Origin of the sequence: Roseateles aquae, from assembly GCF_032337115.1 — a bacterium.
GTDB lineage: Bacteria > Pseudomonadota > Gammaproteobacteria > Burkholderiales > Burkholderiaceae_C > Roseateles_C > Roseateles_C aquae.
Genome location: NZ_JAVXZY010000001.1, coordinates 1216131 through 1240606, shown reverse-complemented (window position 1 = coordinate 1240606; position 24476 = coordinate 1216131). Strand labels below are relative to the sequence as shown.

The following is a 24476-nucleotide window of genomic DNA, read 5'->3' as shown; positions in this document are numbered from 1 at the left end:
CCACAGTGAGACCTGCAAGTTCAAAACCCCCGACTTCGTACGAAGCGGGGGTTTTTGCATTTGGGTTCACCGCGGAGAGCTGTGCCGAATGAGACCGATACAGCGCAACACTCGACTAGGCAGTGATTCGGATCACTTCACCTTCGGCCTTCAATTGCCCGCCAGCCATAAGTTGGTCAAACACCTGCTCGCTCCGGCTGCTTGGATCTTCGTCCGGCTGGTTCTAGCTTGGGCAAAGCCGGCGCATGCGTTCCAGCAATGCGCGTGGTTTCGTAAGCTCCCCTGTCAAGCAGACAGCTGATTCCTAGAGTCTGCGGCGGTTGTGTTGATCAGTCGGGGCATGAACTGCTTGGGCGGCACGCCGCCCAGCGAGTCATGCGGTCGGTACTCGTTGTATTGGGTCAGCCAGTCGTCGGCGATGGCCTGCACCTGCTCGATGGAATTGAACAGGTAGGCATCGAGCACCTCGGTGCGGAACGTCCGGTTGAATCGTTCGATATAGGCGTTCTGGTTGGGCTCGCCGGGTTCGATGTAGTTCAGCGCGATACCCCGGCGCTGAGCCCATTCGACGAAGTCATGGCTGGTCATCTCAGGCCCGTTGTCCATGCGGATCGACAGCGGCGGGCCGTACCAATCCACCAGGCGGTCCATTGTTCGAATCAGCATCGAGGCCGGCAGCGATTGGGCCACCTGGATGGCCAGCGCCTCGCGGTTAGCCTCGTCGATGACGTTGAGGGTTCGGAATCGACGGCCGTCGTAGAGAACGTCATGCATGAAATCCAGCGCCCAGCCTTGATTGACGAACGACCCCGCAGCCAACGGCACCGGCTCGCGCTTGGGGATTCGGCGCTTGGTGCGGCGAGGGATATTCAGCCCCAGCTCGCAATACACCCGCCAGACCCGTTTGTGATTCCACGGCCGGCCATCCAGGCGCAGCCGGTCGAAGCACTTCCAAAAGCCCCAACGGCCATTGCGCTCGACCACACCGTTGAGCGCGTCGATGACCTCGGCATCCTTCTCCTGCGGCAGCGCCGGAACCTTGTAGACGCCGCCCGCGACAAGCCTGCAGCCCCGCAGGCTCGCGTGATCGGCAAGCGGTGCGGTCACCATGACCTCGACCACCTGCCGCTTCGCGGACGGCGTCAGAATTTTTTTGTCAGCACGTCCTTGATGGCCGCGTTCTCCAGCGCCAGGTCGGCATACATGCGCTTGAGCCGTGCGTTCTCCGCCTCCAGCTCACGCATGCGCGTCAGGTCCGAAACCGTCGCGCCCGCGTACTTGCTCTTCCAAGCGTAGTACGTCGGCGAGCTGATGCCGTGCTTGCGGCAGACCTCCGCCACCGGCACGCCGGCTTCGCCTTCCTTGAGGATCGCCACGATCTGGCTCTCCGTGAACTTGCTCTTCCTCATCGGCCTCTTCCTTCCGGGGTTGGGCCGCATTCTCTGATCTCAGCTGTCTACTTGGTGGGGGAGCTTACGGTTTGAGTCGTCGATGAAGGCATGAAGTCTATTGGCGACAGCAAGCGCCTCATCTGTGGCTGCATCAGGCAAAAGAAGGCTGTAAAGCAGCAGCAGTTTTGACGACGCCGCAGACAGCGTTCGGGCATGCTAGGCGACTATCTAGTTCGCTTGACTGGTGTCACGTGGCTGCACTCGCGCCGTAGTGGGCATCATGTTGATGTGATCAGTGCAACAGGCAAGGACACCCATGGACAAGAAAGTGCTGCTCGACCTGCAGGAAGCCATCGGCATGCTGCAACTGCGTGCCCTAGTGCATGAGCAGGTTCTGGCGCACGTGGTGCGCTCGGTTGGCAGTGCGTCGGCAGTAGCCACTTACTTGAAGGATCAGCGCCTGCAGATGACTGGCGATGGAACTTCGAGTGAGCCTTGGGATACCTTGATCGATCTGCTGGAGAAACCGCCAAAGGGCGGTGTCGAATAATCGGAGCGTGGCATACGTTTCGCGACCGTCCGGCCGAAGGCGTATTGCAGCGTCGCCGGTGCTGGGCTGTCCACTCCTGTGGCGCAGCGATTGATGGGATGGCCGGCTACGTAACCGGACTTGCCAATGAAAAAGGGATCTGGCTTTCACCAGATCCCTTCTTGTTTTGGTGCCGGAGAAGAGAGTCGAACTCCCGACCTTCGCATTACGAATGCGCTGCTCTACCAACTGAGCTACACCGGCGTGTAAGCCCGCTATTCTAGCAGGATTTATTTGCCGCTTTCAAGATGGTAAGCAGTAATTCGTTCAACTTCGTTCTTTGAGCCCAGCACAACAGAAACGCGTTCATGCAGCTTGCTGGGTTGCAGATCCAGGATGCGTTGGCGTGCATTGGTGGCTGCGCCGCCGGCCTGCTCGACGAGGAAAGCCATCGGGTTGGCCTCGTACATCAGGCGCAGCTTGCCGGCCTTGTTGGGTTCACGCTTGTCCCAGGGGTACATGAACACACCGCCACGGGTCAGGATGCGATGGACGTCGGCGACCATGGAGGCGATCCAGCGCATATTGAAGTCCTTGCCACGCGCGCCCTCGGCGCCAGCCAGGCATTCGTCGATATAGCGCTTCACCGGCTCGTCCCAGTGGCGCATATTCGACATATTGATGGCGAACTCCTTGGTGTCCTCGGGGATCTTCACGCCTTCCTGGGTCAGCACGAAAGAGCCTTGCTCGCGATCCAACGTGAACATCGCGACGCCGTCGCCAACGGTCAGCACCAGTGTGGTCTGCGGGCCGTAGACGCAATAGCCTGCCGCGGCCTGTTGCTTGCCGGGTTGAAGGAAATCATCCTCGCTGACGCCCTTGCTGCCTTCGACCTTCTTGAGCACCGAGAAGATCGTGCCGATCGAGACATTGACGTCGATGTTCGACGAGCCATCGAGCGGGTCGAACATCAGCAGGTATTCGCCTTGGGGGAAGCGGTTGGGCACCAGGTAGATGCCTTCCATTTCTTCGGAGGCCATGGCGGCCAGGTGGCCGCCCCATTCATTGGCCTCGATCAGCACCTCGTTGGCAATGATGTCCAGTTTCTTCTGGACTTCGCCCTGCACGTTCTCGCTGCCGGCCGTGCCGAGCACATCACCAAGCGCACCCTTGTTGACGCTGATGGCAATGCGCTTGCAGGCGCGCGCGACGACCTCGATCAGCAGGCGCAACTCCTGCGGAATATGGCCATGCTGGCGCTGCTGTTCGATCAGGTATTGGGTCAGGCTGATGCGGCGGCTCATGCTTGCTCTCCCGAGGCCAGGGCACGTTCAATGATCTCGCGGACGTCGCTGGACAGGTCCGCCTTGGCGGCGACGCGAGCCACGGCTTCGCGTGCGGCGCTGCGATAGGGTTCGGCCAGCACGCTCCAGCGGTCCATCACGCGGGCCAGGCGCCCAGCGATCTGCGGATTGATGGCGTCCAGCGCCAGCACCTGTTCGGCCCAGAACACATAACCGGCAGCATCAGTGCGGTGGAATGCGGCGGGGTTGAACATGCAGAGCGAGAAGATCAGGCTGCGCGCACGGTTCGGATTCTTCAGCGTGAAGTCCGGGTGCTGCATCAGCTGCTTGACACGGGCAAAGCTCTTGCCATCGCGCTCGGGCGTGCGGCCCTGCAGTGCGAACCACTTGTCGATCACCAGGGCTTCACCCTTGAACAGAGCATGGAAGCGAGCCAGCGCCGGCTCGGCCAGCTCGGCATGGGCGTTGACCAGGGCCGACAGCGCGCCGAGCCGGTCCGTCATATTGCTGGCATCCTTGAAGCGCTGATAGGCGCGGCCGGGCCAGACGCTGTCGCCACTGCGTGTCGCATCCAGCACCAGCATGGACAGGGCCAGATTGGCCAGTGCCCGCTTGCCCGACTGCTCGGGCGTGGGGGCGTAGCCGGCGCTGATCTGGCAGGCTTCGAAGGCCGCTTGCCAATCGTCGCGAAGTGCGGCGGCCAATTGGGCCTGTGCTGCCTCGACAGCTGCATGGATGGCTTGCGGGTCGACGACATCCAGCTGCTCGGCGATATAGGCCTCACCGGGCAGGGTCAGGGCCAGTTCCTTGAAGGCCGGATCGAGCTCGGTGTGGCGCAACACGGCGCGCATCGCTTCGATGAAGGCATCGTCAAGCTGCAGGGCGCTGCCGCTGCGCACGGCGGCGAGGATGCGGTTCAGCGCCAGGCGCTGGCTGGCTTCCCAGCGGTTGAAGGCGTCGCTGTCGTGCTGCAGCAGGGTCAGCAGCTCAGCATCGCTGAGGCCATCGTCCAGCACCACTGGTGCCGAGAAGCCGCGCAGCAGCGAGGGTACGGGCTGGCTGACCACGTTGACGAAGACGAAGCTCTGCTCGGCCTGATCCAGAACCAGCACGCGCTCGGTGCCGCTGGCAGTGGCTTCGCCTTGCAACTGCAGAGGTAAGGCCTGACCCTCCGCGCCGATCAAACCCAGCGCAACCGGAATCACCTGGGGCAGCTTGTGATCCTGGCCGGGCGTGGCCGGCGTGGTCTGCTTCAGCGTCAGTGTGTAGCTCTGGCTGGCGGCGTCATAGCTGCCACGCGCCTGCACGCGGGGGGTGCCGGCCTGCGAGTACCAGCGCTTGAAGCTGTCCAGGCGGGTGCTCAGTTCGGAGCCCGGGTTGGCATCGGCGATGGCCTGGGCGAAGTCGTCGCAGGTCACAGCCTGACCGTCGTGGCGCTCGAAGTAGAGGCTGATGCCCTTCTCGAAGCCGGCGCGGCCGACCAGGGTCTGGTACATGCGGACCACTTCCGAGCCCTTGTCATAGACGGTGGCGGTGTAGAAGTTGTTGATTTCCACGTAGGAGTCAGGCCGCACCGGATGGGCCATGGCGCCGGAGTCCTCGGGGAATTGAGCGGCGCGCAGCTGGCGCACATCCTGGATGCGGCAGACCGCGCGGGCGCTCGGCGTGGCGGCCATGTCCATGCTGAATTCCTGATCGCGGAACACGGTCAGGCCTTCCTTCAGCGACAGCTGGAACCAGTCGCGGCAGGTGACGCGGTTGCCGGTCCAGTTGTGGAAGTACTCGTGCGCCACGATGGATTCGATGCGCGAGAAGTCGGCGTCGGTCGCGGTGGCCGGCGAGGCCAGCAAGGCGCTGGTGTTGAAGATGTTCAGGCCCTTGTTCTCCATCGCGCCCATATTGAAGTCGGACACGCCGACGACCATGAAGCGTTCCAGATCCAGCGGCAGCTTGAAGCGCGCTTCGTCCCAGACGATGGAGGCGATCAGCGAGTTCATCGCATGCTCGGTCTTCTCCAGATCGCCACGGCGCACGAAGACCTGCAGCAGGTGATCCTTGCCGGCGCGGGTGCGGATGCGCTGTTCGCGTGCGACCAGATCGCCGGCCACCAAGGCAAACAGGTAGGAGGGCTTGGGGAAGGGGTCGTGCCACTTGGCAAAGTGGCGGCCGTTCTCCAGCTCGCCAGATTCCAGCAGATTGCCGTTGGACAGCAGCACCGGGTACTTGGCCTTGTCGGCGCGCAGCAGCACCGTGTAGACGGCCATCACATCGGGGCGATCGAGGAAGTAGGTGATGCGGCGGAAGCCCTCGGCCTCGCACTGGGTGAAGAAGCTGCCGCCCGAGGTGTAGAGGCCCGACAGCGTGGTGTTCTTCTCGGGGGCGCAGGTGTTGCGGATCTCGAGCTGGAAGTCGGCGTCAGGCGCGCCTTCGATGATCAGCTCATGGCCTTCCTGGCGGAAGGACACGCTTTCACCGTTGATCAGCACGCGCAACAGATTCAGCTCTTCGCCATGCAGGCGCAGCGGGCCATGGGCGACGGCGCTATTGCGCTCGATCTGCATCTTGCTGGTCACCAGCGTCTTGGCCGGGTCCAGGTCGAAGCTCAGGTCAACGGTACGAATCCAAAAGGCCGGAGCCAGATAGTCTTCGCGGCGGATCAGGGTGGCAGAGCCTTCACGCATCATGGCGGTCTTCCTTAGGTGTGTCGTTCAATGCCTCGGTGTGGTTCGAGGCGAGTGGTCAATCAGCACAGGCAGCGGATGTATTCCCCCAGCGGATCCCGCTGATCCGGCTCCGCCGGTCAGCCGGGATCGCCCCCTCGAGGGGGCCGGCGCAGTCGGTAGGGGGGGGGATCACACGCCTTGCTTGAGGCTCTCGGTGATGAACTGATCCAGATCACCGTCCAGCACCTTCTGCGTGGCCGAGGTCTCGTAGTTGGTGCGCAAGTCCTTGATGCGGCTCTGGTCCAGCACATAGCTGCGAATCTGGTGACCCCAGCCGACATCGGTCTTGGTGTCTTCCAGCTTCTGCTGCTCTTCCTGGCGCTTGCGCATCTCGTGGTCGTACAGGCGCGAACGCAGGCGCTTCCAAGCGACGTCGCGGTTGCTGTGCTGGCTGCGGCCATCCTGGCACTGCACGACGATGCCGGTCGGGATGTGGGTCAGCCGCACCGCCGAGTCTGTCTTGTTGATGTGCTGGCCGCCGGCGCCGCTGGCGCGGAAGGTGTCGGTGCGCACATCGGCCGGGTTGATGTCGATTTCGATCGAGTCATCAATTTCCGGGTAGACGAACAGCGAGGCAAAGCTGGTGTGGCGGCCGCCGGAGGAATCGAAGGGGCTTTTGCGCACGAGCCGATGCACACCCGTCTCGGTGCGCAGCAGGCCGAAGGCGTACTCGCCTTCAACCTTGATGGTGGCGCTCTTGATGCCGGCCACATCGCCCGGGGTCTCGTCTTCCAGCGTGGCCTTGAAGCCCTTGCGCTCGCAATACTTCAGGTATTGGCGCAGCAGCATGCCGGCCCAGTCGCAGGCCTCGGTGCCGCCGGCACCGGCCTGGATGTCGATGAAGCAGTTGCTCGGATCGGCCGGGTTGTTGAACATCCGGCGGAACTCGAACTGCTCGACGATCTCGCGCAGCTTGGCGGCATCGGCCTCGATGGCCTCGAGGCCGGCCAGATCGCCTTCCTCCTTCGACATCTCGTAGAGCTCGCTGTTGTCAGCGAGGTTGCTGGTCAGGTGATTGATCGTCTCGACGACGTTTTCCAGCGTGCGCTTTTCCTTGCCCAGTTCCTGCGCCCGCTTGGGCTCGTTCCAGACGTTGGGGTTTTCCAGCGCGGCATTGACCTCGTTCAGCCGCAGTGCTTTGCGGTCGTAGTCAAAGATACCCCCTTAGCGCGTCGGTACGCGCTGTCAGATCGGCGAGGGTGGTGCCGATGGCATTGATTCGTTCGATGTCCATGACTGATCCTGTATGGTCGCCTGGAGTCGGTCCAGGGTGTGCCTGCCGCAGGCTTCGCAGCAGGTGGGCAACCCGCTATTTTGCCATGCGGCTGTCCGCGCAGGGGCAGGGTCTGAGGGCAAACCGCGGGTTGGCGCGGTCGCGGTTTGCGGCACACTGGGGCGGCTCAGCCGTTCAGCCCATGGAATTTCCTGACCTCAAGCCCAAGACCAGCTTTGCCAGCCTGCAGCGCCAGCACTACTGGCGCCGGACCTGTCGGCTGACGGTGGCCTTGCTTTTGATCTGGTCGGTGGTCAGCTTTGGCCTGATCTATTTTGCGCGGCAGCTCAGTTTCAGCTTCTTTGGCTGGCCCTTCAGCTTCTGGATCGCCTCACAGGGGGCATTGCTCGTCTATGGCCTGATCGTTGCCTATTACGCCCATGCGATGCGCAAATTGGATCAGGCCTATAGAGAAGGTGACTGAGCGGCGCAGGCTCAAGCTGTGGGCAGGCTGAGCAGATAGTCAACCACGGCCATGCAGGCGGCTTCACCGCCCGCCATGCTTGGCGAGGTGACGTAGCGTCCATTGACGGCAAAGCTCGGCACGCTGTTGAGGCCGTAGGTGCTCATCATCTGATCAGCCTGGCGGCATCGCGATGCCACGGCGAAGGACTGATAGACCTGGCCGAACTTGGCGGTGTCGACGCCCAGCTTGCCCATCAGGGCCAGGATTTCCGGCAGCTCTTGCAGGGCCGAGCTGTCCTTCTGCACGGCATCAAAGACCGGTGTATGAAGTGAATCACTCAGTCCCAGCTGGTCCAGCGTGAAGAACATGCGCTGATGCGATCGGCTGATCGTGTGAATGATCTGCGCACTGCGCTTGAATGAGACCTGGGCCGGTTTGCGCGCCAACCATTGCTTGACGGAGGGTTCGGTCCGGTAGCAGGCGGGGCAGCCGTACCAGAAGAACTCCAGCACTTCGCCCTTGTCGTTAGAGACGGGCTGCGGCGGCGCCAAGCGCCGATAGTGCTTGCCCTCGATGGGCTTGGTCTGAGCCTGGCTGCGAGTGCCCATCGCGCCGAGGCCGAGGGCGGTGAGGCTGGTCGTGCAGAAGGTGCGGCGTTTCATTGACGTGGGGGCCTAAGGGCTCTGGGTGGGGCAGTGGCGCGAACGATAGCGGGCTCCGGGCGTTGTGCCAAAAGTCGCCAAGACTGTCGGCAAAGCACGCTTGAGGCGCGCATTCTGCATGAATGCGACACCCCGACCCGATCGGGCTTTCCTGTATCAACGGCTGCGCCATCAACCGGCACAGTACGTGGCACACTCCACACAGGCGCACTGCTTGTCCCTTGCTCGGGGGGCGTGCCAAGCTCAACGTCAAGCCGTACACTTGCGCCGTCAGGGAGTCATCCAGAAGTATTGAGGGGACTCATGAAACTAAGAGACGTCGAGATCTATACAGGGCAGCGTTACGAAGTGCCGCAAGGCATTCAACGCATCGATTCACGATCAACCCATGGGTGGCAGCTCCGCTACGGTGGCACCAAGTTTTACTCCGATAGCAAATTTTCCGCAGATCCCGGTGAGGCCTTGAAGGCCGCCACCAAGGAACTCGCCAAGCGCATTGCCAAGCTGCCTGCACCGACCCGGCTCAAGCCCGGTCCCAACGGCAACAAGACCAGCGAACTGCCGGTCGGCATCTCTGGCCCCATCGTCAGGCAGCGTCGCGCCAATGTGCGCGATTGCAGCTTCACGGTGCTGCTGCCGCGTTTTGGCGAGGCTCCGCGTCGGCGCAGCGTCTACATCGCTTCCGAGAGCACCTACACGGTCGAACGCTATTACCAGGCGCTCGAAAAAGCTGTGGAGTTGCGCCAGGAGGCCGAAGAGGCTTACCGCCGCGCAGCGACGCGTGCCAAGCGCGCCGAAATGAAAACCTGGCTGGCTGAACAAGCCTGACAGGCTCAGCCCATGGCGACGCTACAGTCGCCATGGGCTTTTTATCGTCTGGCCATTTGTTGACTCGCCCTCGGCGCGGCCTTGATGCTGCGGGCTTCGCACGAGGCGGGGTGCGCTGGCTTGAGGCGCTAGGCAAACGCGGTGCGTCTAGGCTCCGGCCGTCGTGATGGCGGCCCGTTTGGTGCTGATCGACCCATGCCCTTGCCCTGCCGAAGTGCCGGAGCTGGCCCCATGCCGCGAACAGTCGGCGCGCGAAATCAAGACGCTGACCACTGTCTCGGTGAACAAGGTCGAGCGCGGTAGCCAGCTGGTGCAGGAAGCCGGCCGCACCATCGGCGAGGTGGTGCAGAGCATGCAGCGGGTGGCGCGCATCGCAACCGATTTCTCGCAATCGACCTCGACCCAGGCCTTGACGCTGGGCGAGATCGGTCAGGCCGTGACGCAGTTGGGCAAGATGACTCAGCAGAACGCCTCGCTGGTCGAGCAGTCGGCGGCGGCGGCCGAGAGCCGGCGCGACCTGACCACTCAGCTGGTCACCGCGGTGTTCAGCTTCCGCCTGCGCGGCTGAGGCTTGTTCAGGCGGCCAGGCGTGCGGCCGGGGCGCTCTGGATGCCCAGCTGGCCGAACAGGTCCTTGGGATCGGCCATCTGCGGGATCAGGTCAATCGTTGTGCCCAGGCCGAGTTCGCGGGCGCTGTCGCGCAGGAAACGCAGTGCCGAGAAGTCTTCTAGCGCGAAGCCGACCGAGTCGAACACGGTGACCTGCTCGGTGCTGTCGCGCCCGCTGGCCTCGCCCTTGAGCACGCGCCAGAACTCGGTCACCGGGAATTCGGCCGGCATCTGCTGGATATCGCCTTCGATCCGCGACTGCGGCTCGTACTCAACAAACACCTTGGCCGCTTCCAGCACACCGCGGTGCAGCTCGGTCTTGCCCGGGCAGTCGCCGCCTACGCCGTTGATGTGCATGCCCGGCTCGATCATCTCCGGCGTGATGATGGTCGCGTTGGTCTTGTCCGCCGTCACCGTGGTCACGATATCGGCGCCGCGCACCGCCTCGGCCGTGCTGCTGCAGGCGATCAGGCGCAGACCTGGCACTGCTTGCAGGTGGCGAATCAGCTTGGCCGTTGCTGCCGGGTCGATGTCGAACAGGCGGATTTCCTCGATACCCAGCAGGTAATGGAAGGCCAAGGCCTGGAACTCGCTTTGGGCGCCATTGCCGATCAGCGCCATGCGGCGCGAATTGGGGCGGGCCAGCTTGCGTGCCGTCATCGCCGAGGTGGCGGCGGTGCGCATGGCGGTGGTCAGCGTCAGCTCGGCGAGCAGATCGGGGCTGCCGGTGGCCACATCGGCCAGCAGGCCGAAGGCCATCACCGTGGGCAGGCCCTGACGGGTGTTCTTGGGGTGACCGTTGACGTACTTGAAGCTGTACAACTCGGCATCGGCAATCGGCATCAGCTCGATCACGCCATCCGCGGAGTGGGCGGCGACGCGGGCGGTCTTGTCGAACTCGGCCCAGCGCTGGAAATCGGCTTCGAGATAGCCGACCAGGCGTTCAAAGCAGGCCTTCATGCCCAGGGTCTGGGCGATGCGTGCGATGTCGTGGATGTTCAGCAAGGTCGTCATAGGCGGCACTCGTTGTTTCGATGCCTAGATTCTTCTCAAGCGGCGTGTTAGCGAGAAGCCCAAGAGATGATCAAAAACTCATCAAGTCCTGTCATTTCGATAGGCTATATTGCCGAAATGGCAAAAACAGAGGGGCAGAGCGCGACGACTGGGCGGAATTCGCCCGCCTGAACGCAAAGCCGGCCTGAACGCATGGACACGCTCGATCAACAGTTGTTGGCGCTGCTGCGCCTCGATGCCCGCGCCACCGTGGCGACGCTGGCCACCAAGCTGAAGGTGTCGCGCGGCACCATCACCAATCGCATTGCCAAGCTGGAGGATGCCGGCGTCATCGTCGGCTACACGGTGCGGCTGCGGCCCGACGTCACGCCCAACCAGATCACCGCCTGGATGAGCATTGCCGTCGAGGGCAACAAGACCCGCGAGGTGATCAGCATCCTGCTCGGCGAGCCCGGTGTGGCCGGCCTGTTCGACACCAATGGCCGCTGGGACCTGCTGGCTGAGTTGCGCGCCAGCACTTTGAACGAACTCGCCGAGGTGCTGGAGCGGGTGCGCCTGATCAAGGGCATAGGCGCTACCGAGACCAGCATCCATTTGCAGACCTACAAGGCCGGCTGATCAAGCCTCGTCTGGCGCTACATTGCCTGACCGGCCCCCCGAGCGCCCGCGGGGAAGACTGCGCATCCTGTTCACCACACCAGAGCATTCATGCCCGCAACCGCCAATACCCAGCTGCTGATCATCGACCCGCAGAACGATTTCTGCGATTTGCCCGAGGCCTGGTGCCCGCCGGACCCGCTGCAGGGCGGCGTCTTGCGACCCTCGCTCCCGGTCAGCGGCGCCCATCAGGACATGCTGCGCCTGGCCGGCTTCATCGACGCGGCGCGCGATCGGCTCGATGCGATCACGCTGACGCTGGATGCCCACCAGCATCTGGACATTGCCCATCCCGGCTTCTGGCAGCAGGCCGACGGCAGCGCGGTGGCGCCGTTCACCACCATCACGGCGGCGCAGCTGCGCGAGGGCCGCTACCGGCCGCGCGAAACCAATGCTGAGGGCACCGTGCTGGCCCGCTGCCAGGCCTATCTCGATGCGCTGGAGGCCGCAGGCCGTTACCAGCTGATGGTCTGGCCGGTGCATTGCGAAATCGGCAGCTGGGGGCAGGGCGTGCATGCCGCGGTGCTGGCGGCCTGCCAGCGCTGGGAAGAGGGCCGGCAGCGCAGCGTGTACAAGCTCAGCAAGGGCGAGAACCGCTGGACCGAGCACTACAGCGCCTTGCAGGCCGAAGTGCCTGACGCCAACGATGCGCGCACCTTGCTGAACCAGCCGCTGCTGGAAGAACTTACCCAGGCCGAACTGCTGCTGATTGCCGGCGAGGCGTCCAGCCACTGCGTGCGCGCCAGCGTCGAGCATCTGCTCGCCCACTGGCCGGCCGGGCAGAGCCAGCGCCTGGTGCTGATCGAGGACTGCATGAGCCCGGTGACCGGGTTCGAGGCTCAGCAGCGCGAGTTCTTCGCCGCCATGCAGGCGCGCGGCCTGCGCCTGTGCAGCAGCCACGCCGCGCTGGCGCTGCTGGCGGGAGGTCGTTGATGCCCGCCGTGATCCACAGCCTGCTGGAGACCGATCTCTACAAGTTCACGATGTGGCAGACCATGCTGCATCGGCACCCGCAGGCGCAGGCCGAGTACCGCTTCGTCTGCCGCAATGCGCCGGCCTTCCCGCTGGCGGACCTGCTGCCCGAGATCAATGCCGAGCTCGATGCCTTGTGCGGCTTGAGCTTTCAGCCGGACGAGCTGGCCTATCTGGCGGGGCTGCGTTTCATGAAATCGGACTTCATCGATTTCCTGCGCATCTTCCGCTTCCAGCGCGATTTCATCTCGGCCAGCGTCGAGGGTCAGGTCTTGCAAATCGTGGCTCGCGGGCCGCAGGTCCATGTGATGGGCTTCGAGATCTATGTGCTGGCCATCGTCAATGAGCTGTATTTCCGTCGCTTCGATGCCGCGGCCGCGCTGGCCGAGGGGCGGCGCCGGCTGGCCAGCAAGATCGCCCAGCTGCGCGGGCTGGGCGACGAAGTGCCGCGACGCCATCCCTTTGAGGTCTTTGACTTCGGCGTGCGCCGGCGTTTTTCGGCGGCCTGGCAGCGTGAAGTCGTGGCGACGCTGAAGCGCGAGTTGCCGCAGTACTTCAAGGGCACCTCCAATGTGCTCCTGGCCCGCGATCTGGACCTGGTGCCGATCGGGACGATGGCGCACGAGTATCTGCAGAGTTATCAGGCTACCGGCGTGCGCCTGCGCGATCATCAGAAGGCGGCGCTGGAAGACTGGGTGCAGGAGTACCGCGGCGATCTGGGCGTGGCGCTGACCGATGTGGTTGGCATGGAGGCCTTTCTGGCCGACTTTGACCTCTACTTCGCCAAGCTCTTCGATGGCTTGCGCCACGATTCCGGCGATCCCTATCAATGGGGCGAGAAGGCGCTGGCTCACTATGCGCGGCTGCGCATCGACGCCCACACCAAACGCCTGGTGTTCTCCGATGGCCTCGATGTGCCCACATCGCTGGCCCTGTACCGCCACTTTGCCGACCGCACCCAGCTCGGCTTCGGCATCGGCACCAACTTCAGCAACGACATGGGCCTTGTGCCGCTGAACATCGTGATGAAGCTGAGCCATGTCAACGGCCAGCCGGTGGCCAAGCTGTCGGACAGCCCGGGCAAAACCCTGTGCGACGACCAGACCTTTCTGGCCTATCTGCGCCAGGTGTTCAAGATCGCCGAGCCGCGCTGAAGAGCGGGGCGGCGGACGAGGGGATGCGATGAAGCTGCTCCGTTATGGCCCCCGTGGGGCCGAGAAACCGGCCCTGATTGACAGCCAGGGCCGCTGGCGAGATTTGTCTGCACTGCTGCCCGATATCAGCGCGGCCACGCTGGCGCCGGCCGTGCTGGCCGGCTTGGCCCGGGCGGTGGCACCGGATGCTGAGCCATTGCCGCTGCTGGAGGCCGCCGGGCACCGCATTGCGCCGCCTTGGTCGGGCATGGGCAAATTCATCTGTGTGGGCTTGAACTATGCCGATCATGCCGCCGAGGCCGGCATGCCGCTGCCGGCCGAGCCGGTGCTGTTCATGAAGCCGCCCAGCTGCGTGATCGGCGCCGAGGATGCACTGGTGCTGCCGCCTGGTGCCGAAAAGGCCGACTGGGAGGTCGAGCTGGGTGTGGTGATCGGCAGCATGGCACGGCATGTCGGCGTCGAGCAGGCGCTGCAGCATGTGGCCGGGTATTGCGTCGTCAACGACGTCTCCGAACGGAGCTACCAACTCGAGCGCGGTGGCACCTGGGACAAGGGCAAGGGCTGCGACAGCTTCGGCCCGGTGGGCCCCTGGCTGGTGACGGCTGACGAGATTGCCGATGTGCAGCAGCTGTCGCTGTGGCTGGATCTGAACGGCCAGCCCCAGCAGCGCGGCTCGACGGCCACCATGGTCTTCGGTGTGGCCGAACTGGTCAGCTATGTCAGCCGATTCATGACGCTGTACCCGGGCGACCTGATTTCCACCGGCACGCCACCCGGTGTGGGCATGGGCGTCAAGCCGGTGCCGCGCTTTCTGCACCCTGGCGATCAGCTGCGTCTAGGCATTGCCGGCCTCGGCGAGCAGCGCCTGCAGGTCCATGCCTACGACCCGGCGCTGCTGGGCGACTGAACCGCCCCGGGGCTCATGGTGCACAGCCTCGCCAGCGCAGTCAGCGCGGCGTCGCGCTGAGCTGATGCTCGGCCGGGCCGGCCAGCAGCGGCGTGCGTTCACCGGCCGCCCACTGGGCATGGCCCGCGCCGTAATGCGGCGACAGCGGATGGCCGCTTTGCCCGCCGGCCATGCTCAGGCTGCCGCGCTCTTCGTGCCCAGGCGCGACGACCAGGCGCTGTGATTGGCCAAACGCCGCTTGGGCGACATGGGGTAGGTGCGAGTCGCCGCTTTGCGCCTGGGCCGGCATGTCCAGCCAGCGCGCCAGCGGTGGCAAGGCCTTGGACAGCACATGCTGGATGCGGCTGCGGTTGTGCTCGGCCCAGACGGCCTGAGCCAGCGGTCGTTTGCCCTCGTGCGTCAGCTCGCGGATGGCGCCGTCCATCTGGTCGAGCAGCAGCGCGTCCCAGCTGCTGTAGCTGGTCGGCAGCAGATGAGCGGCTTGCTGATCCAAGGCTGCGGCGGCCGGGTATTCAAAGCGGGCCGACCAGCTCAGCGCCTCTTCCTTGCTGGCGCTGCTGGTGTCTGGCGCCTCGGTGCCGGGGCGACGCGTCCACGCGGCCCAGAGCAGGTCCAGCGTGCGCAGCCGGGTGGCACGCACCAGCCGGTAGCCGGCCTGGTCGGCATCGGCGCGACCGTTCCAGCCCTGCAGCACGGCCAGCGCTTCGGCATGCGCCGGGCTGCTGCTGGCGACGCGGCGCAGCCGCACGGCCCAGCTCTTGATGAAGCGGGCCTCGTCGTCCAGATGCAGGCGGGCCAGGCTGGCCTCATCGTGCTTCTGGGTTTCGGCCAGGCGGTCGCGGATCTGCTGGGCGCGGGCGCCGAGGTCAAAGCCACCGTCACCAATCAGCTCGGCCTCGGCACCCCCCAGCTGGCGGTTGTTGGCCGTCCACAGCTGGCCATCGGCCGGGTCCAGGCGTTGCGGATAGTCAGCCGGCGCCAGCCACTGGTGCGCCGGGGCGTCGTGCGCTTGCAGGCGCCAGCGGCTGTTTGCAATGCCTGGCTGAGTCCACAGGCGGCCGGCAAGGGTCCAGCCGATATGGCCCTGGCTGTCGGCCACCAGCGCGTTCTGGTGCGGCAAGCCGGCGCTTTGCAGCAGGCGCAGTGCATCGGCCGCGCTGCGCTGCTGCAGCATCTGGTCCAGCAGCAGGTTGTAGGCCTCGCCTTCGTGGGCTGCCCAGCGCAGCGCGTAGCGCTTGCCAGCGCGCTTGAAGACCGGCGCGCCCCGGTATTCGCTGACCAGCAGGCTCACGCTCGCGCCCCCCTTGATGGCGATCTTCTCTTCATGGGTTTGCAGCGCGGCAGCGTCCAGCGCGCCGCCCTCGTCCAGCGCCAGCCAGTCGAACCATTGGCCATAGGCATTGGTGAAGCCCCAGGCGACCGCGCCATTGCTGCCCACCACCAGCGTTGGCGCACCGGGCAGCGACAGGCCGGCGGCGCGCAGTGCCGGCTGGCCCGGGGCCGACAGCTCGAACTGGGTGCGATACCAGATGCTCGGCACACCCAGGCCCAAATGCATATCGTCGGCCAGCAGGGCCGCGCCATCGGCGCTGCGGCTGCCGGCCACGGCCCAGTTGTTGCTGCCGTAGACCGGCGCTTCCTCGCGTCCGGCGGCGCTGCCCAGCGTGGTGACCGCGGCCGCCTGCTTGCGCAGATTGATCAGCTCGCGGCCGGGCAGCGCCGGCGGCGTCAGCGCGCTGCCGTCCAGCGGTGCATCCCAGCGGCCGCCGCGCGGATGCAGCGCATCGAACAGCGCATCGCCGAGCTCGCGGCGCAGCAGGGCGCGTTGCAAGCCGGTTTCGAACGCTTGCGCCTGCAGCTTCCAGAACATCTCGCCCATCACCAGCAGGGAATCGACCGGCTGCCAGTCCTCGGCCTGAGCTTGCAGCAGCAGGTATTGCCAGGGCCGCACGGCCAGGCTGTGCAGGCCGGCGTTGACGCCATCGGCATAGGCCTGCAGCAGTGCCTGGTCGGCCGCGGGCAGGCTGGCGTAGCGCGCGCTCAGCCGGGCGCGCAGGCGGTGCTGGCGGCGCTCCTTGTCGCGCTCGACGGCGCGCGGCCCGAACAGCGCCGACAGCTCGCCGGCGGCCGAGCGGCGGGTCAGATCCATCTCGAAAAACCGTTCCTGCGCATGCAGCCAGCCGAGGCCGCGGGCCAGGTCCAGCCGGGTCTGCCCTTGCAGCGTGGCGGTGCCCAGCGCATCACGCTGCAGGCGCAGCTCGGCCTGCAGGCCCGGCAGGCTGATCGCGCCGTCCAGCTGCGGACGGCTGGCGCGCAGCAGGCCGTAGGCGCCCAGCAGCAGGGCCAGCAGCAGTGCGGTTAGCGTGAGCAGCAGGCGCAAGGCCCAGCGGCGCAAGGTGTGGGTGCGAGTGCGGGGGGCAGTCATGACAGTCATGGGCGGCAGGGCGCGGATGCAGCGTCGATGGCGCGCATTGTGGCCGCAGCGTGGGCGCAAAGTGTGCGCTTAGGGCTCTGAATCGACGCTGCGCGCCAACCAGCGCCGCACGGCCAGGCCGGCGCCCAGCACCAGCAGCACGATCAGCGCCAGGCCCAGCCAGGCCAGCGGCCCGGGATGCTGCAGCGCGGCGCGCAGCTGCTCGGCAAACAGGGCCAGCGCCAGCGTGCTGGGCGTGATGCCCAGTGCCGTGCCGAGCAGCATATGGCGCAGCCTCAGATGGGTGGCGCCGGCCAGCATATTCACCAGCGCAAACGGTGCCGCCGGCACCAGACGCATCAGCAGCACCGCCAACCAGCCGCGCCGCGCCAGCGTCTGGCTGAGCAACTGCAAGCGCGGTCCGCCCAGGCGCAGCAGCGCCTCGTGGCCCAGCCAGCGGCCCAGCCGGTGGCTGACGCTGGCCGACAGCAGTGCGGCCGCAAACACGCAGGCACTGCCCATCAGCGGGCCGAAGGCCAGCATGCTCATCAGCGTCAGCACGATCAAGGGCAGGGCCAGGCTGAGCGCCAGCGCCATCAGCAGGACCGACAGCGGGGCACCCAGCAGTGCGGCGCTGGCGCGCAGGGCCGCCACCACACCTTCGGCATCGAGCCAGGCACTCAAGGGTGACCAGCGCCAGGCGGCCGTCAGCGCCAGCAGCAGGGCCAGTATCAGCCAGAGCAGGCGCAAGCGGCGCCGCAGCCGCGCGTCGATGAGGCCGCCTTCGCCGGTTCTGCTCATGCCCGCAGTGCTTGCAGCGGCAATGTGGCCATGGGCGCTGGCGGGCGCTGGACAAAGCCGCCCAGGCACTGGGCCAGCGCGGCGACATGGGCGGCCTCAAAGATCGAACCATGCAAGCCGCTGACCACCTGTTCCTCGAAAGGCCCGCTCATCAAGCGCCGCCAGGGCTTGAACAGCAGGCGGTCCCAGGGCGCCAGGCCCGACGATTTGACCAGCAGGCAGGGCCCGTCAAAGCCGCGCGACTTGTAGCCCCGCAAGGCCATCACCTGGGCGATCAGGCCGGGGTCGGAAAACATCGCGCCGAGCCGGCGGCCGTTCATGCTGAGTTCCTGAATATGCAGCTTGCGCACCAGCCAGCCCAACGTGCGCCAGGAGCTGCTGCCACCCAGCACCGCCTCGGGGTAGATGGTGTCCAGCAGGATCAGGCCGCGCAGCGGCAGGCCGCGTGCCTGCAGCGCGCATGCTGTTTCCAAGGCGGTGACGCCGCCGACCGAGAAGCCGGCCACCCAGCCGGGGGCCAGGTCTTGCGCGGCGATGCAGTCGGCATAGAGCCCGGCGAGATCGCCGATGCCGGCCGGGCTTTCGCCATGCGGGGGCTGCAGCATCTGCACGTCAAGGATGCCGTCGAGCGCGCGGGCCAGCGTCTTGAAACGCAGCACATCGCCATGGCCGGAGGCGGCCAGATACAGCGGTGTGGCGCGGCGCCCGCTGCTGAGCCGCTGCAGCACGCCAGGCAGGGCCAGCGGCCGTGCCAGTGCGGCGGCCAGGCTGGCAATGGTCGGGTGCTCGCTGATCGTCTGCAGCGGCAGTGCGCGGCCGACGCGGGGCTCCATCGCCGCCAGAATGCTCAGCGCGGCCAGCGAGTCGCCGCCGAGATCGAAGAAGTTGTCCTGCATGCGGATGGCACGGCGCTCGCTGCGGTGGCTGAGCGCCTCGTCCCACAGCTTCAGCAGCTCACGTTCCAGATCGTTGGCCGGCTCCAGTCGCCCTTCGCTGGGGGCGCCGGAACTGGGTGCCGGCAAGGCCCGCATATCGATCTTGCCGTTGCTGGTCTGCGGCAGGGCATCGAGCAGGCTCAGCGAGCTGGGCAGCATGTAGTCGGGCAGGCGATCGCGCAGCGCCGCCTGGATGTGCGCCGCTTCCAGCTCGGGCCGCACCGCCAGCCAGGCATGCAGGCGTGCCTGGCCATCGGGCTCGATGCGCGCGACCACCGCCTGGCGCACGCCGGGCACGCCCAGGCAGGCGGCCTCGACATCGCCCAGCTCGATGCGGTAGCCGCGCAGCTTGATCTGGCGATCGGCGCGGCCGCTGAAGTGGAGCTGGCCCTGACAGTCCAGCCAACCGCGGTCGCCGCTGCGGTACATGCGCTGGCCGGGCTGAAAGGGGTCGGGCACAAAGGCCTGGCGATCGAGCTCGGGCCGGCCCAGATAGCCGCGCGCCAGCGTGCTGCCGGCGATGTAGATGTCGCCCGGCACGCCGAAAGGCTGGGGCCGCAGCCGCTCATCCAGCACGTAAAGCCGGGTGTCGTCGACCGGGCGGCCCACCGGCAGCGTCTGCTCGCCCGGCGTTGGCACACAGGGCCAGGCGGTGGCGAAGATGGCCGCCTCGGTGGGGCCATAGACGTTGTAGAGCTGAGCACCGGTATCGGCCAGAAAGCGGTTGGCCAGCTCGGCGGGCAGCACCTCGCCGCCACTGCAGACGACGCGCAGCTTCAGCGCATCGCGGCGCCGGGCCGCTGGACCATCTTCGGCGCGTCGGCCGCTGCCCTTGTGCAGGCCCTGCAGGCCGGCCAGAAAGCCGGCCAGTGTGGTGGGTACCAGCGCGCAAAACGTGACCCCGTGGCGCAGGATGAAGTCCGCCAGGCGCTCAGGATGCAGCCGCCCCGGTGGCGGCAGGGCGATGCTGGCGCCCTGGCTCAGCGGCAGCAGCAGCTCGATCAGCGCCGGGTCGAAGACCAGCTGGGTGGTCTGCGCCGCGCGGTCGCGCGAATCGATGGCCCAGGCCTTGGCCAGCCAGGCCAGCCGGCGCGACAGGCTGCCATGCGACATCAGCACGCCCTTGGGCCGGCCGCTGGAGCCCGAGGTGTAGAGCACATAGGCAAGCTGTTCGGGATGGCAGGCCGGCGGCTCGGGCCAGCTTTGCGGGCCGCTCTCGGCGGCAGCGGCCAGCGCACTCGGGGCCAGTGTCGGCACCGCCAGGCTCTGCCGGTGCAGCAGCGCCGCGGCGGGCGGGCTTTGCTCGCCATAGAGCACGGCGATGGCGCCGCTGTCTTCGATGATGTCGATCAGCCGGGTGCGCGGTGCCTCGACATCCAGCGGCAGGAAGGCGGCGCCGGTCATCGCGCAGCCCAGCAGCGCGACGATCAGCTCGGCCGAGCGCGGCAGGGCCAGGGCGACGATGGATTCCGGGCCGGCCCCCAAACGCTGCAGCTGCGCGGCCAGCGCCGCCGCCTGGCGGGCCAGCTGCCCATAGCTGAGCGTTTGCACGCCGCTGTCGCTGTCCCAGAGCAGGGCGGTGGCCTCCGGGTAGAGCGCGGCCTGGCGGGCAAACAGCTGGACGAAGGCCGGTGGCGCGTCCAGATGGGCGAGATCCTTGTGCAGGCCTTCGACCAGGGCCCAGCGTTCCTCGCTGGGCAGCACTTCATAGTCCGCCAGTGCGGTCTCGGGCGCCGCGGCGAGATCGGCCGCCAGACTCCAGAGCCGGCGGCCGAGCAGCTCGGACTCGTCAGCGGCAAAACAGTCCGCGCTGGCCTCCAGCGCCAGCTCCAGATCGCCTTCGGGATCGAACTCGCAGATGGTGATGGCCAGCGGATAGCGGGCGCAGGCGGCAAAGACCTGGCGCGAGTCTTCCAGCCGGGCCTGGCCGTAGCGCAGCGCGTAATCCTGGCGCTCGAAGGAGAGCAGCACATCCATCACGCTGTCGCGGCCGATGCGCATCAGCTGCAACTGGTGGCCCAGCTCGCTCAAGGGATAGCGCGAGTGGCGCAGCGCCGCCTGCATCTGGTGGCTCGCATGGGCCAGCAGCTGGGCGCCGGTCATGCCCGGCTGAATCTTCAGCCGCAACGCCAGCAAGCCGACGAACATGCCGGGCGTGCGCTTGAAGCGCGCGCCGCTGCGGTTCAGGCTGGGCACGCCGATCAGCAGTTCATCGCGGCCGCTGCTGCGCCAGAAATACAGCGCCAGCGCGGCCAGAAAGCAGCTGAAGGGCGTGCAGCCCAGACCGGCCGCCTGGGCGGTGAAGCGCGCGTAATCGGATCGCGGCAGCAGCTGCTGAACCAGGTGCGCATGGGCCAGGCCGCCCTGGTGCTGGACATGGCGCCTGGCAATCACCGGCGCCGGCAGTTCGGCCAGTTGCTCCAGCCAGAAGGCGCCGTCGCGCTGGAAGGCCGGGCTGGCGCGGTAGCTGGTGCTGTCCTCGATGTGCTGGAGATAGGGGGCGTCGTCGGCCGCCGGGGCGGGCTGGCCATCGATCAAGGCGCTGTACAGCTCGGCCCAGCGGCGCATCACCTGGGTGGTGCCCCAGCCGTCCATCACGGTATGGTGGTACTGGACGCTGATCCAGTGCAGATCGGGCCGGCCGCGCAGCAGTGTGAAGCGCCAGGGCGGGCCGCTGCCCAGCTCGAAGGGCTCGCTCAGCTGGGCCTGCGACCAGTCGCGCATCGCGCGGCGCAGCTCGGGGCCGTCAGGCAGCTCGCGCAGCTCCAGCGGCGGCCGGTAGTGCGACAGCAGGCGCTGGCCGCCTTCGGGCAGCGGCACCAGGCGCAAGGCCTCGGTTTCATCGATCAACTGCCACAGCGCCTGCTGCAGCAGTGTCACATCAAGCGGGCCGACCAGATAGCCGCCGCCGCCGATATTCAGATGGGTGCTACCCGGCCAGGCGCGCTGATCCAGCCAGACCTCGCGCTGGCTCATCGCCAAGGGCAGCAGGGGAGAACTCAGGGCAGCATCTTCTGTCGATCCCATTGAGCTATCTTTTCCATCGCATAGCGGTAGCCGATCTCTGCGATATCGGCACCACGCTGGTAGGCCATTAGCGCAAATTCAGCGACTGGCGGCTCCAGATACAAATCGGCCTGGGCAATGGTGCGGCCGCGCTGGCTGCTGCCGCCGATATGTCCGGCGCTGTAGAGGATATTCGCCAGGCCCGGCGATGCCGGAGCGTTGGCGCGCAGCTTGGCGCGTAGCGTGCTCCAGGGCGTCAGCCGCTGCAGCTCGGCGTCGGCGCGCAGATGGGCGCGCACATCGACGTCGATGGCGATGATCTTGCCATTGCCGCGCCGACGCTCCAGCGGCGTGCCCAGGCGCATGCGCATCGGCTGCACCGGTACGTTTTCCAGGATGGCGCCGTCGACCAGCAGTTCGCCGCCCTGCAGCACCGGCGGCAGCAGGCCGGCCGGCGAGTTGCTGGCCAGCACCGCGCGCCAGAGCAGGCCCTGGTCCTGCACCGTTGTGTTGCCGCGGCTCAGATTGCAGGCGGCGGCGAAAAAGGGCCGCCAGAGCTGCTCGATCAGCTGCTCGCCGAACAGCCGGCGCAGATCGCGCTCGACGCGCCGACCGCCCACCAGCGACACCAGCGGCAGCGTCAGCCGCTCACCCCCGGAGGCAAAGCGCCGCGTCTGCTCAAGGATCTGGTCCAGCCCGTGGCCGCAGGCCAGCTGGGCGCCGATCAGTGCGCCCATGCTGTTGCCGCCGATCAGGTCGACGGGGATATGGCATTCATTGAGCGCCTTGAGCACGCCCAGATGGGCAAAGCCGCGCGCGCCGCCACCGCCCAGCACGATGCCGACGGCCGAGCTGGTCAGGAAACGGGCCAGGTGCTCGGCATCGGCCTGCGAATGCTGGCGCAGCGGGTAGATGCGCTCCAGCTCGCGACCATGAAGCCAGGCGGCCGGATGCTCGGGCTGCGCCGCGCCCGGCGGGTGCATCAGCACCAGGTGCTTGCGCTTGAAGGCAAAGCCTGGCTCCTGGCGCAGCAGTGCTTCGATCTCGCCCAGGCCACTGGAGCTGCCGGCCGAGGCGACGAAGATCACCTGATCGGCCTGGCGGAAGGCGTAGCGGGTCCAGGCGCTGTCGCGCTCCTCGGCCTCGTAGACCAGCATCTCGTGGCTGTCTTCCAGCGCGCGGGTATCTGTGCCGTCCAGCAGCTCGCCGTTGAGCACGGTGCGGCCGCCATGCGGCTCGACGGCCAGATGGCCGACCCGGCGCGGGTCCATGCCCTGGTTGTGCACAAAGGCGTTGACAAGCGCCGCGGCCAGCGCACCGGCGCCGGCGCCCTCGTGCAGCGGCACCAACACAAAGGTTTGCGCCAGCCGCTGCTCCTGCACCTCGCTGCCGTGGCGCAGCCGGTCATAGACGGCGCGCATGAAGACGCGGCTCAACTCCAGTGGGTGCCGCAGCAGCAGGGTTTCGTAGGCCTGGCGGTCCAGCAGGGCCAGCGTGGAATCGCGGATCGCGCTGACATCCTGCGCCCGCGGCTGCTGCAGAATCATGCCTAACTCGCCAATGCTCTGGCCAGGATGGATCTGGTTGTAGAGCAGCAGGCTGCCATCGCGGTCGCGGCGCGATACGCGCAGCGCACCGCTGATGACGAAGATGATGCTGTCCGACTCGGCACCCTCGACAATGACGGTCTCACCGCCGTGCACATGGCGCCAGCTCATCAGCTCGGTCAGCTCGGCGATCACCGGCTCGGGCAGCGAACCAAAGACGGCGCTGGCGCGCAAGGCGTCGGCGCTGCGGTCGCGGACTCGCTGGGGCTGATCCATGTGGCCAGTCTAGCGGTGCTGCCGGCCACTGAAACCTAGAATCCGCCCCCATGTCTGATCGAACCCACCTCAAGCCCTTGCGGCATCTGGCCTGGCTGTGCTTGGCGCTGATCCTGGCCGGCTGCGCGACAACGACCAGCCAGGCGCCGGTCGAAGCCGCTCGGCCGGGCAGCGTCAGTGCACCGCCGCCGCCAGCCAGTTCTCCCTCCAGCGGTGCGACGCCCAGCCCTGGCAGCGCCAGTCCGGCGCCAGTGGCCGAGCTGCCTGCCCCGGTGCGACCGCTGCGTCTGCCGCGGATTGGCCTGGCCCTGGGCGGCGGCGCGGCGCGCGGCTTTGCCCATATCGGCGTGATTCAGGTGCTGGAGGAACAGGGCGTCAAGGTTGATCTGGTGGCCGGCACTTCGGCCGGCAGCCTGGTCGCCGCGCTTTATGCCTCGGGCAAGAACGGCAAGGAACTGGCCAGCATGGCCGAGGCCATGGACGAGGGCGCGATCACCGACTGGGCCTTCCCGACGCGCGGCCTGATCCGTGGTGAGGCGCTGGCCCGCTTTGTTCGCGACAAGACCGGCAACCGCCTGATCGAGCAGATGAGCCTACCGCTGGGCATTGTGGCCACCGACCTCTCGGACGGTTCGCCCATCCTGTTCCGCAGCGGCGACACCGGCGCGGCGGTGCGTGCCTCCAGTGCCGTGCCCGCCGTGTTCCAGCCGGTCAAGATCGGCAGCCGCGAGTATGTCGACGGGGGGCTGGTCGCGCCGGTGCCGGTGCGTTATGCCAAGCAGATGGGGGCCGAGCTGATCATTGCGGTCGACATCTCCGAGCCGCCCGAGAGCAAGCCGCCCGGCGATGCGATGCGCATGCTGCTGCAGACCTTCTCCATCATGGGCCGCTCGATCAACAACTTCGAGTTGCGCGAGGCCGATGTCGTGATCCGGCCCAAGCTCGATGGCGTCGGCAGCGCCGATTTCTCGGCCCGCCGGCGCAGCATTCAGGCCGGCCGCGACGCGGCCCAGGCCATGCTGACCCAGCTGCGCCAGCGTCTGGCGGCGAAATCTCGCTGAAATCGTGTG

The 24476-nt window shown here is 66.6% G+C and carries 18 protein-coding genes, 1 tRNA gene and 1 pseudogene; 9 read left to right on the top strand and 11 right to left on the bottom strand.

The genetic code is table 11. The features are described from left to right. Window positions 1–285 precede the first annotated feature (285 nt). Window positions 286–1409, bottom strand: a pseudogene (locus RQP53_RS05345) (IS3 family transposase). A 298-nt stretch (window positions 1410–1707) separates the two neighbouring features. On the opposite strand from RQP53_RS05345, the gene RQP53_RS05340 reads away from it, so the two are divergent. Continuing rightward, entirely contained in the window at window positions 1708–1941 is a 234-nt protein-coding gene (locus RQP53_RS05340) for a hypothetical protein (protein ID WP_315649164.1), read from the top strand. Between the two features lie 167 nt (window positions 1942–2108). Here the strand turns inward: RQP53_RS05340 and RQP53_RS05335 are convergent. The 4 genes from RQP53_RS05335 to prfB form a co-directional block, all read right to left on the bottom strand. Next, window positions 2109–2184 (bottom strand) — tRNA-Thr (locus tag RQP53_RS05335). A gap of 26 nt (window positions 2185–2210) precedes the next feature. Further along, window positions 2211–3224, bottom strand: a complete 1014-nt coding sequence (locus RQP53_RS05330) for a class 1 fructose-bisphosphatase (RefSeq protein ID WP_315649163.1) — start codon at window positions 3222–3224, stop codon at window positions 2211–2213. After that, on the bottom strand, window positions 3221–5905 hold the full coding sequence (gene pepN / locus RQP53_RS05325) for an aminopeptidase N (RefSeq protein WP_315649200.1): 2685 nt from the start codon (window positions 5903–5905) through the stop codon (window positions 3221–3223). Before pepN ends, RQP53_RS05330 begins: the two co-directional genes overlap by 4 nt. A gap of 171 nt (window positions 5906–6076) precedes the next feature. Continuing rightward, window positions 6077–7181 (bottom strand): peptide chain release factor 2 gene (prfB, locus tag RQP53_RS05320; protein WP_315649162.1). Its coding sequence is split into 2 segments (ribosomal slippage): window positions 6077–7099 and window positions 7101–7181, totalling 1104 coding nucleotides; the frame shifts between segments, so codons are not numbered across the junction. A gap of 181 nt (window positions 7182–7362) precedes the next feature. Between prfB and RQP53_RS05315 the strand changes: the two genes are divergently transcribed. Further along, window positions 7363–7644 (top strand): DUF4212 domain-containing protein, encoded by a 282-nt coding sequence (locus RQP53_RS05315; protein WP_315649161.1) that lies wholly within the window; start codon window positions 7363–7365, stop codon window positions 7642–7644. An 11-nt stretch (window positions 7645–7655) separates the two neighbouring features. Here the strand turns inward: RQP53_RS05315 and RQP53_RS05310 are convergent, their stop codons facing one another. Continuing rightward, on the bottom strand, window positions 7656–8288 hold the full coding sequence (locus RQP53_RS05310; RefSeq protein ID WP_315649160.1) for a thiol:disulfide interchange protein DsbA/DsbL: 633 nt from the start codon (window positions 8286–8288) through the stop codon (window positions 7656–7658). Window positions 8289–8591: 303 nt separating this feature from the next. Between RQP53_RS05310 and RQP53_RS05305 the strand changes: the two genes are divergently transcribed. Continuing rightward, window positions 8592–9116 (top strand): hypothetical protein, encoded by a 525-nt coding sequence (locus RQP53_RS05305; RefSeq protein WP_315649159.1) that lies wholly within the window; start codon window positions 8592–8594, stop codon window positions 9114–9116. Window positions 9117–9282: 166 nt separating this feature from the next. Continuing rightward, complete coding sequence (locus RQP53_RS05300; protein ID WP_315649158.1) at window positions 9283–9684, top strand: methyl-accepting chemotaxis protein; 402 nt, start codon at window positions 9283–9285, stop codon at window positions 9682–9684. A 7-nt stretch (window positions 9685–9691) separates the two neighbouring features. On the opposite strand, the gene ocd is transcribed toward RQP53_RS05300, so the two are convergent. Continuing rightward, on the bottom strand, window positions 9692–10738 hold the full coding sequence (gene ocd, locus RQP53_RS05295; protein WP_315649157.1) for an ornithine cyclodeaminase: 1047 nt from the start codon (window positions 10736–10738) through the stop codon (window positions 9692–9694). A gap of 192 nt (window positions 10739–10930) precedes the next feature. On the opposite strand from ocd, the gene RQP53_RS05290 reads away from it, so the two are divergent. The 4 genes from RQP53_RS05290 to RQP53_RS05275 all read left to right on the top strand — a co-directional run bounded on the left by RQP53_RS05290 (window position 10931) and on the right by RQP53_RS05275 (window position 14428). Beyond that, a complete protein-coding gene (locus tag RQP53_RS05290) occupies window positions 10931–11356 on the top strand; it encodes an Lrp/AsnC family transcriptional regulator (protein ID WP_315649156.1) in 426 nt (141 codons plus the stop codon). Between the two features lie 90 nt (window positions 11357–11446). Further along, a complete protein-coding gene (locus RQP53_RS05285) occupies window positions 11447–12328 on the top strand; it encodes a cysteine hydrolase family protein (RefSeq protein ID WP_315649155.1) in 882 nt (293 codons plus the stop codon). Beyond that, window positions 12328–13521, top strand: a complete 1194-nt coding sequence (pncB, locus tag RQP53_RS05280; protein ID WP_315649154.1) for a nicotinate phosphoribosyltransferase — start codon at window positions 12328–12330, stop codon at window positions 13519–13521. Before RQP53_RS05285 ends, pncB begins: the two co-directional genes overlap by 1 nt. Window positions 13522–13549: 28 nt before the next feature. Further along, window positions 13550–14428: a fumarylacetoacetate hydrolase family protein gene (locus tag RQP53_RS05275; RefSeq protein WP_315649153.1), complete on the top strand. Its 879-nt coding sequence runs from the start codon at window positions 13550–13552 to the stop codon at window positions 14426–14428. Between the two features lie 40 nt (window positions 14429–14468). On the opposite strand, the gene RQP53_RS05270 is transcribed toward RQP53_RS05275, so the two are convergent. The 4 genes from RQP53_RS05270 to RQP53_RS05255 form a co-directional block, all read right to left on the bottom strand. Continuing rightward, window positions 14469–16853 (bottom strand): penicillin acylase family protein, encoded by a 2385-nt coding sequence (locus tag RQP53_RS05270; protein WP_315649152.1) that lies wholly within the window; start codon window positions 16851–16853, stop codon window positions 14469–14471. Window positions 16854–16931: 78 nt separating this feature from the next. After that, a complete protein-coding gene (locus RQP53_RS05265) occupies window positions 16932–17642 on the bottom strand; it encodes a TVP38/TMEM64 family protein (protein WP_315649150.1) in 711 nt (236 codons plus the stop codon). Continuing rightward, a complete protein-coding gene (locus RQP53_RS05260) occupies window positions 17639–21604 on the bottom strand; it encodes a non-ribosomal peptide synthetase (protein ID WP_315649148.1) in 3966 nt (1321 codons plus the stop codon). The genes RQP53_RS05265 and RQP53_RS05260 overlap by 4 nt, the downstream gene beginning before the upstream one ends. Beyond that, window positions 21577–23406, bottom strand: a complete 1830-nt coding sequence (locus tag RQP53_RS05255) for a patatin-like phospholipase family protein (protein WP_315649146.1) — start codon at window positions 23404–23406, stop codon at window positions 21577–21579. Before RQP53_RS05255 ends, RQP53_RS05260 begins: the two co-directional genes overlap by 28 nt. Window positions 23407–23456: 50 nt before the next feature. On the opposite strand from RQP53_RS05255, the gene RQP53_RS05250 reads away from it, so the two are divergent. Next, complete coding sequence (locus tag RQP53_RS05250) at window positions 23457–24467, top strand: patatin-like phospholipase family protein (RefSeq protein ID WP_315649144.1); 1011 nt, start codon at window positions 23457–23459, stop codon at window positions 24465–24467. Window positions 24468–24476 lie beyond the last annotated feature (9 nt).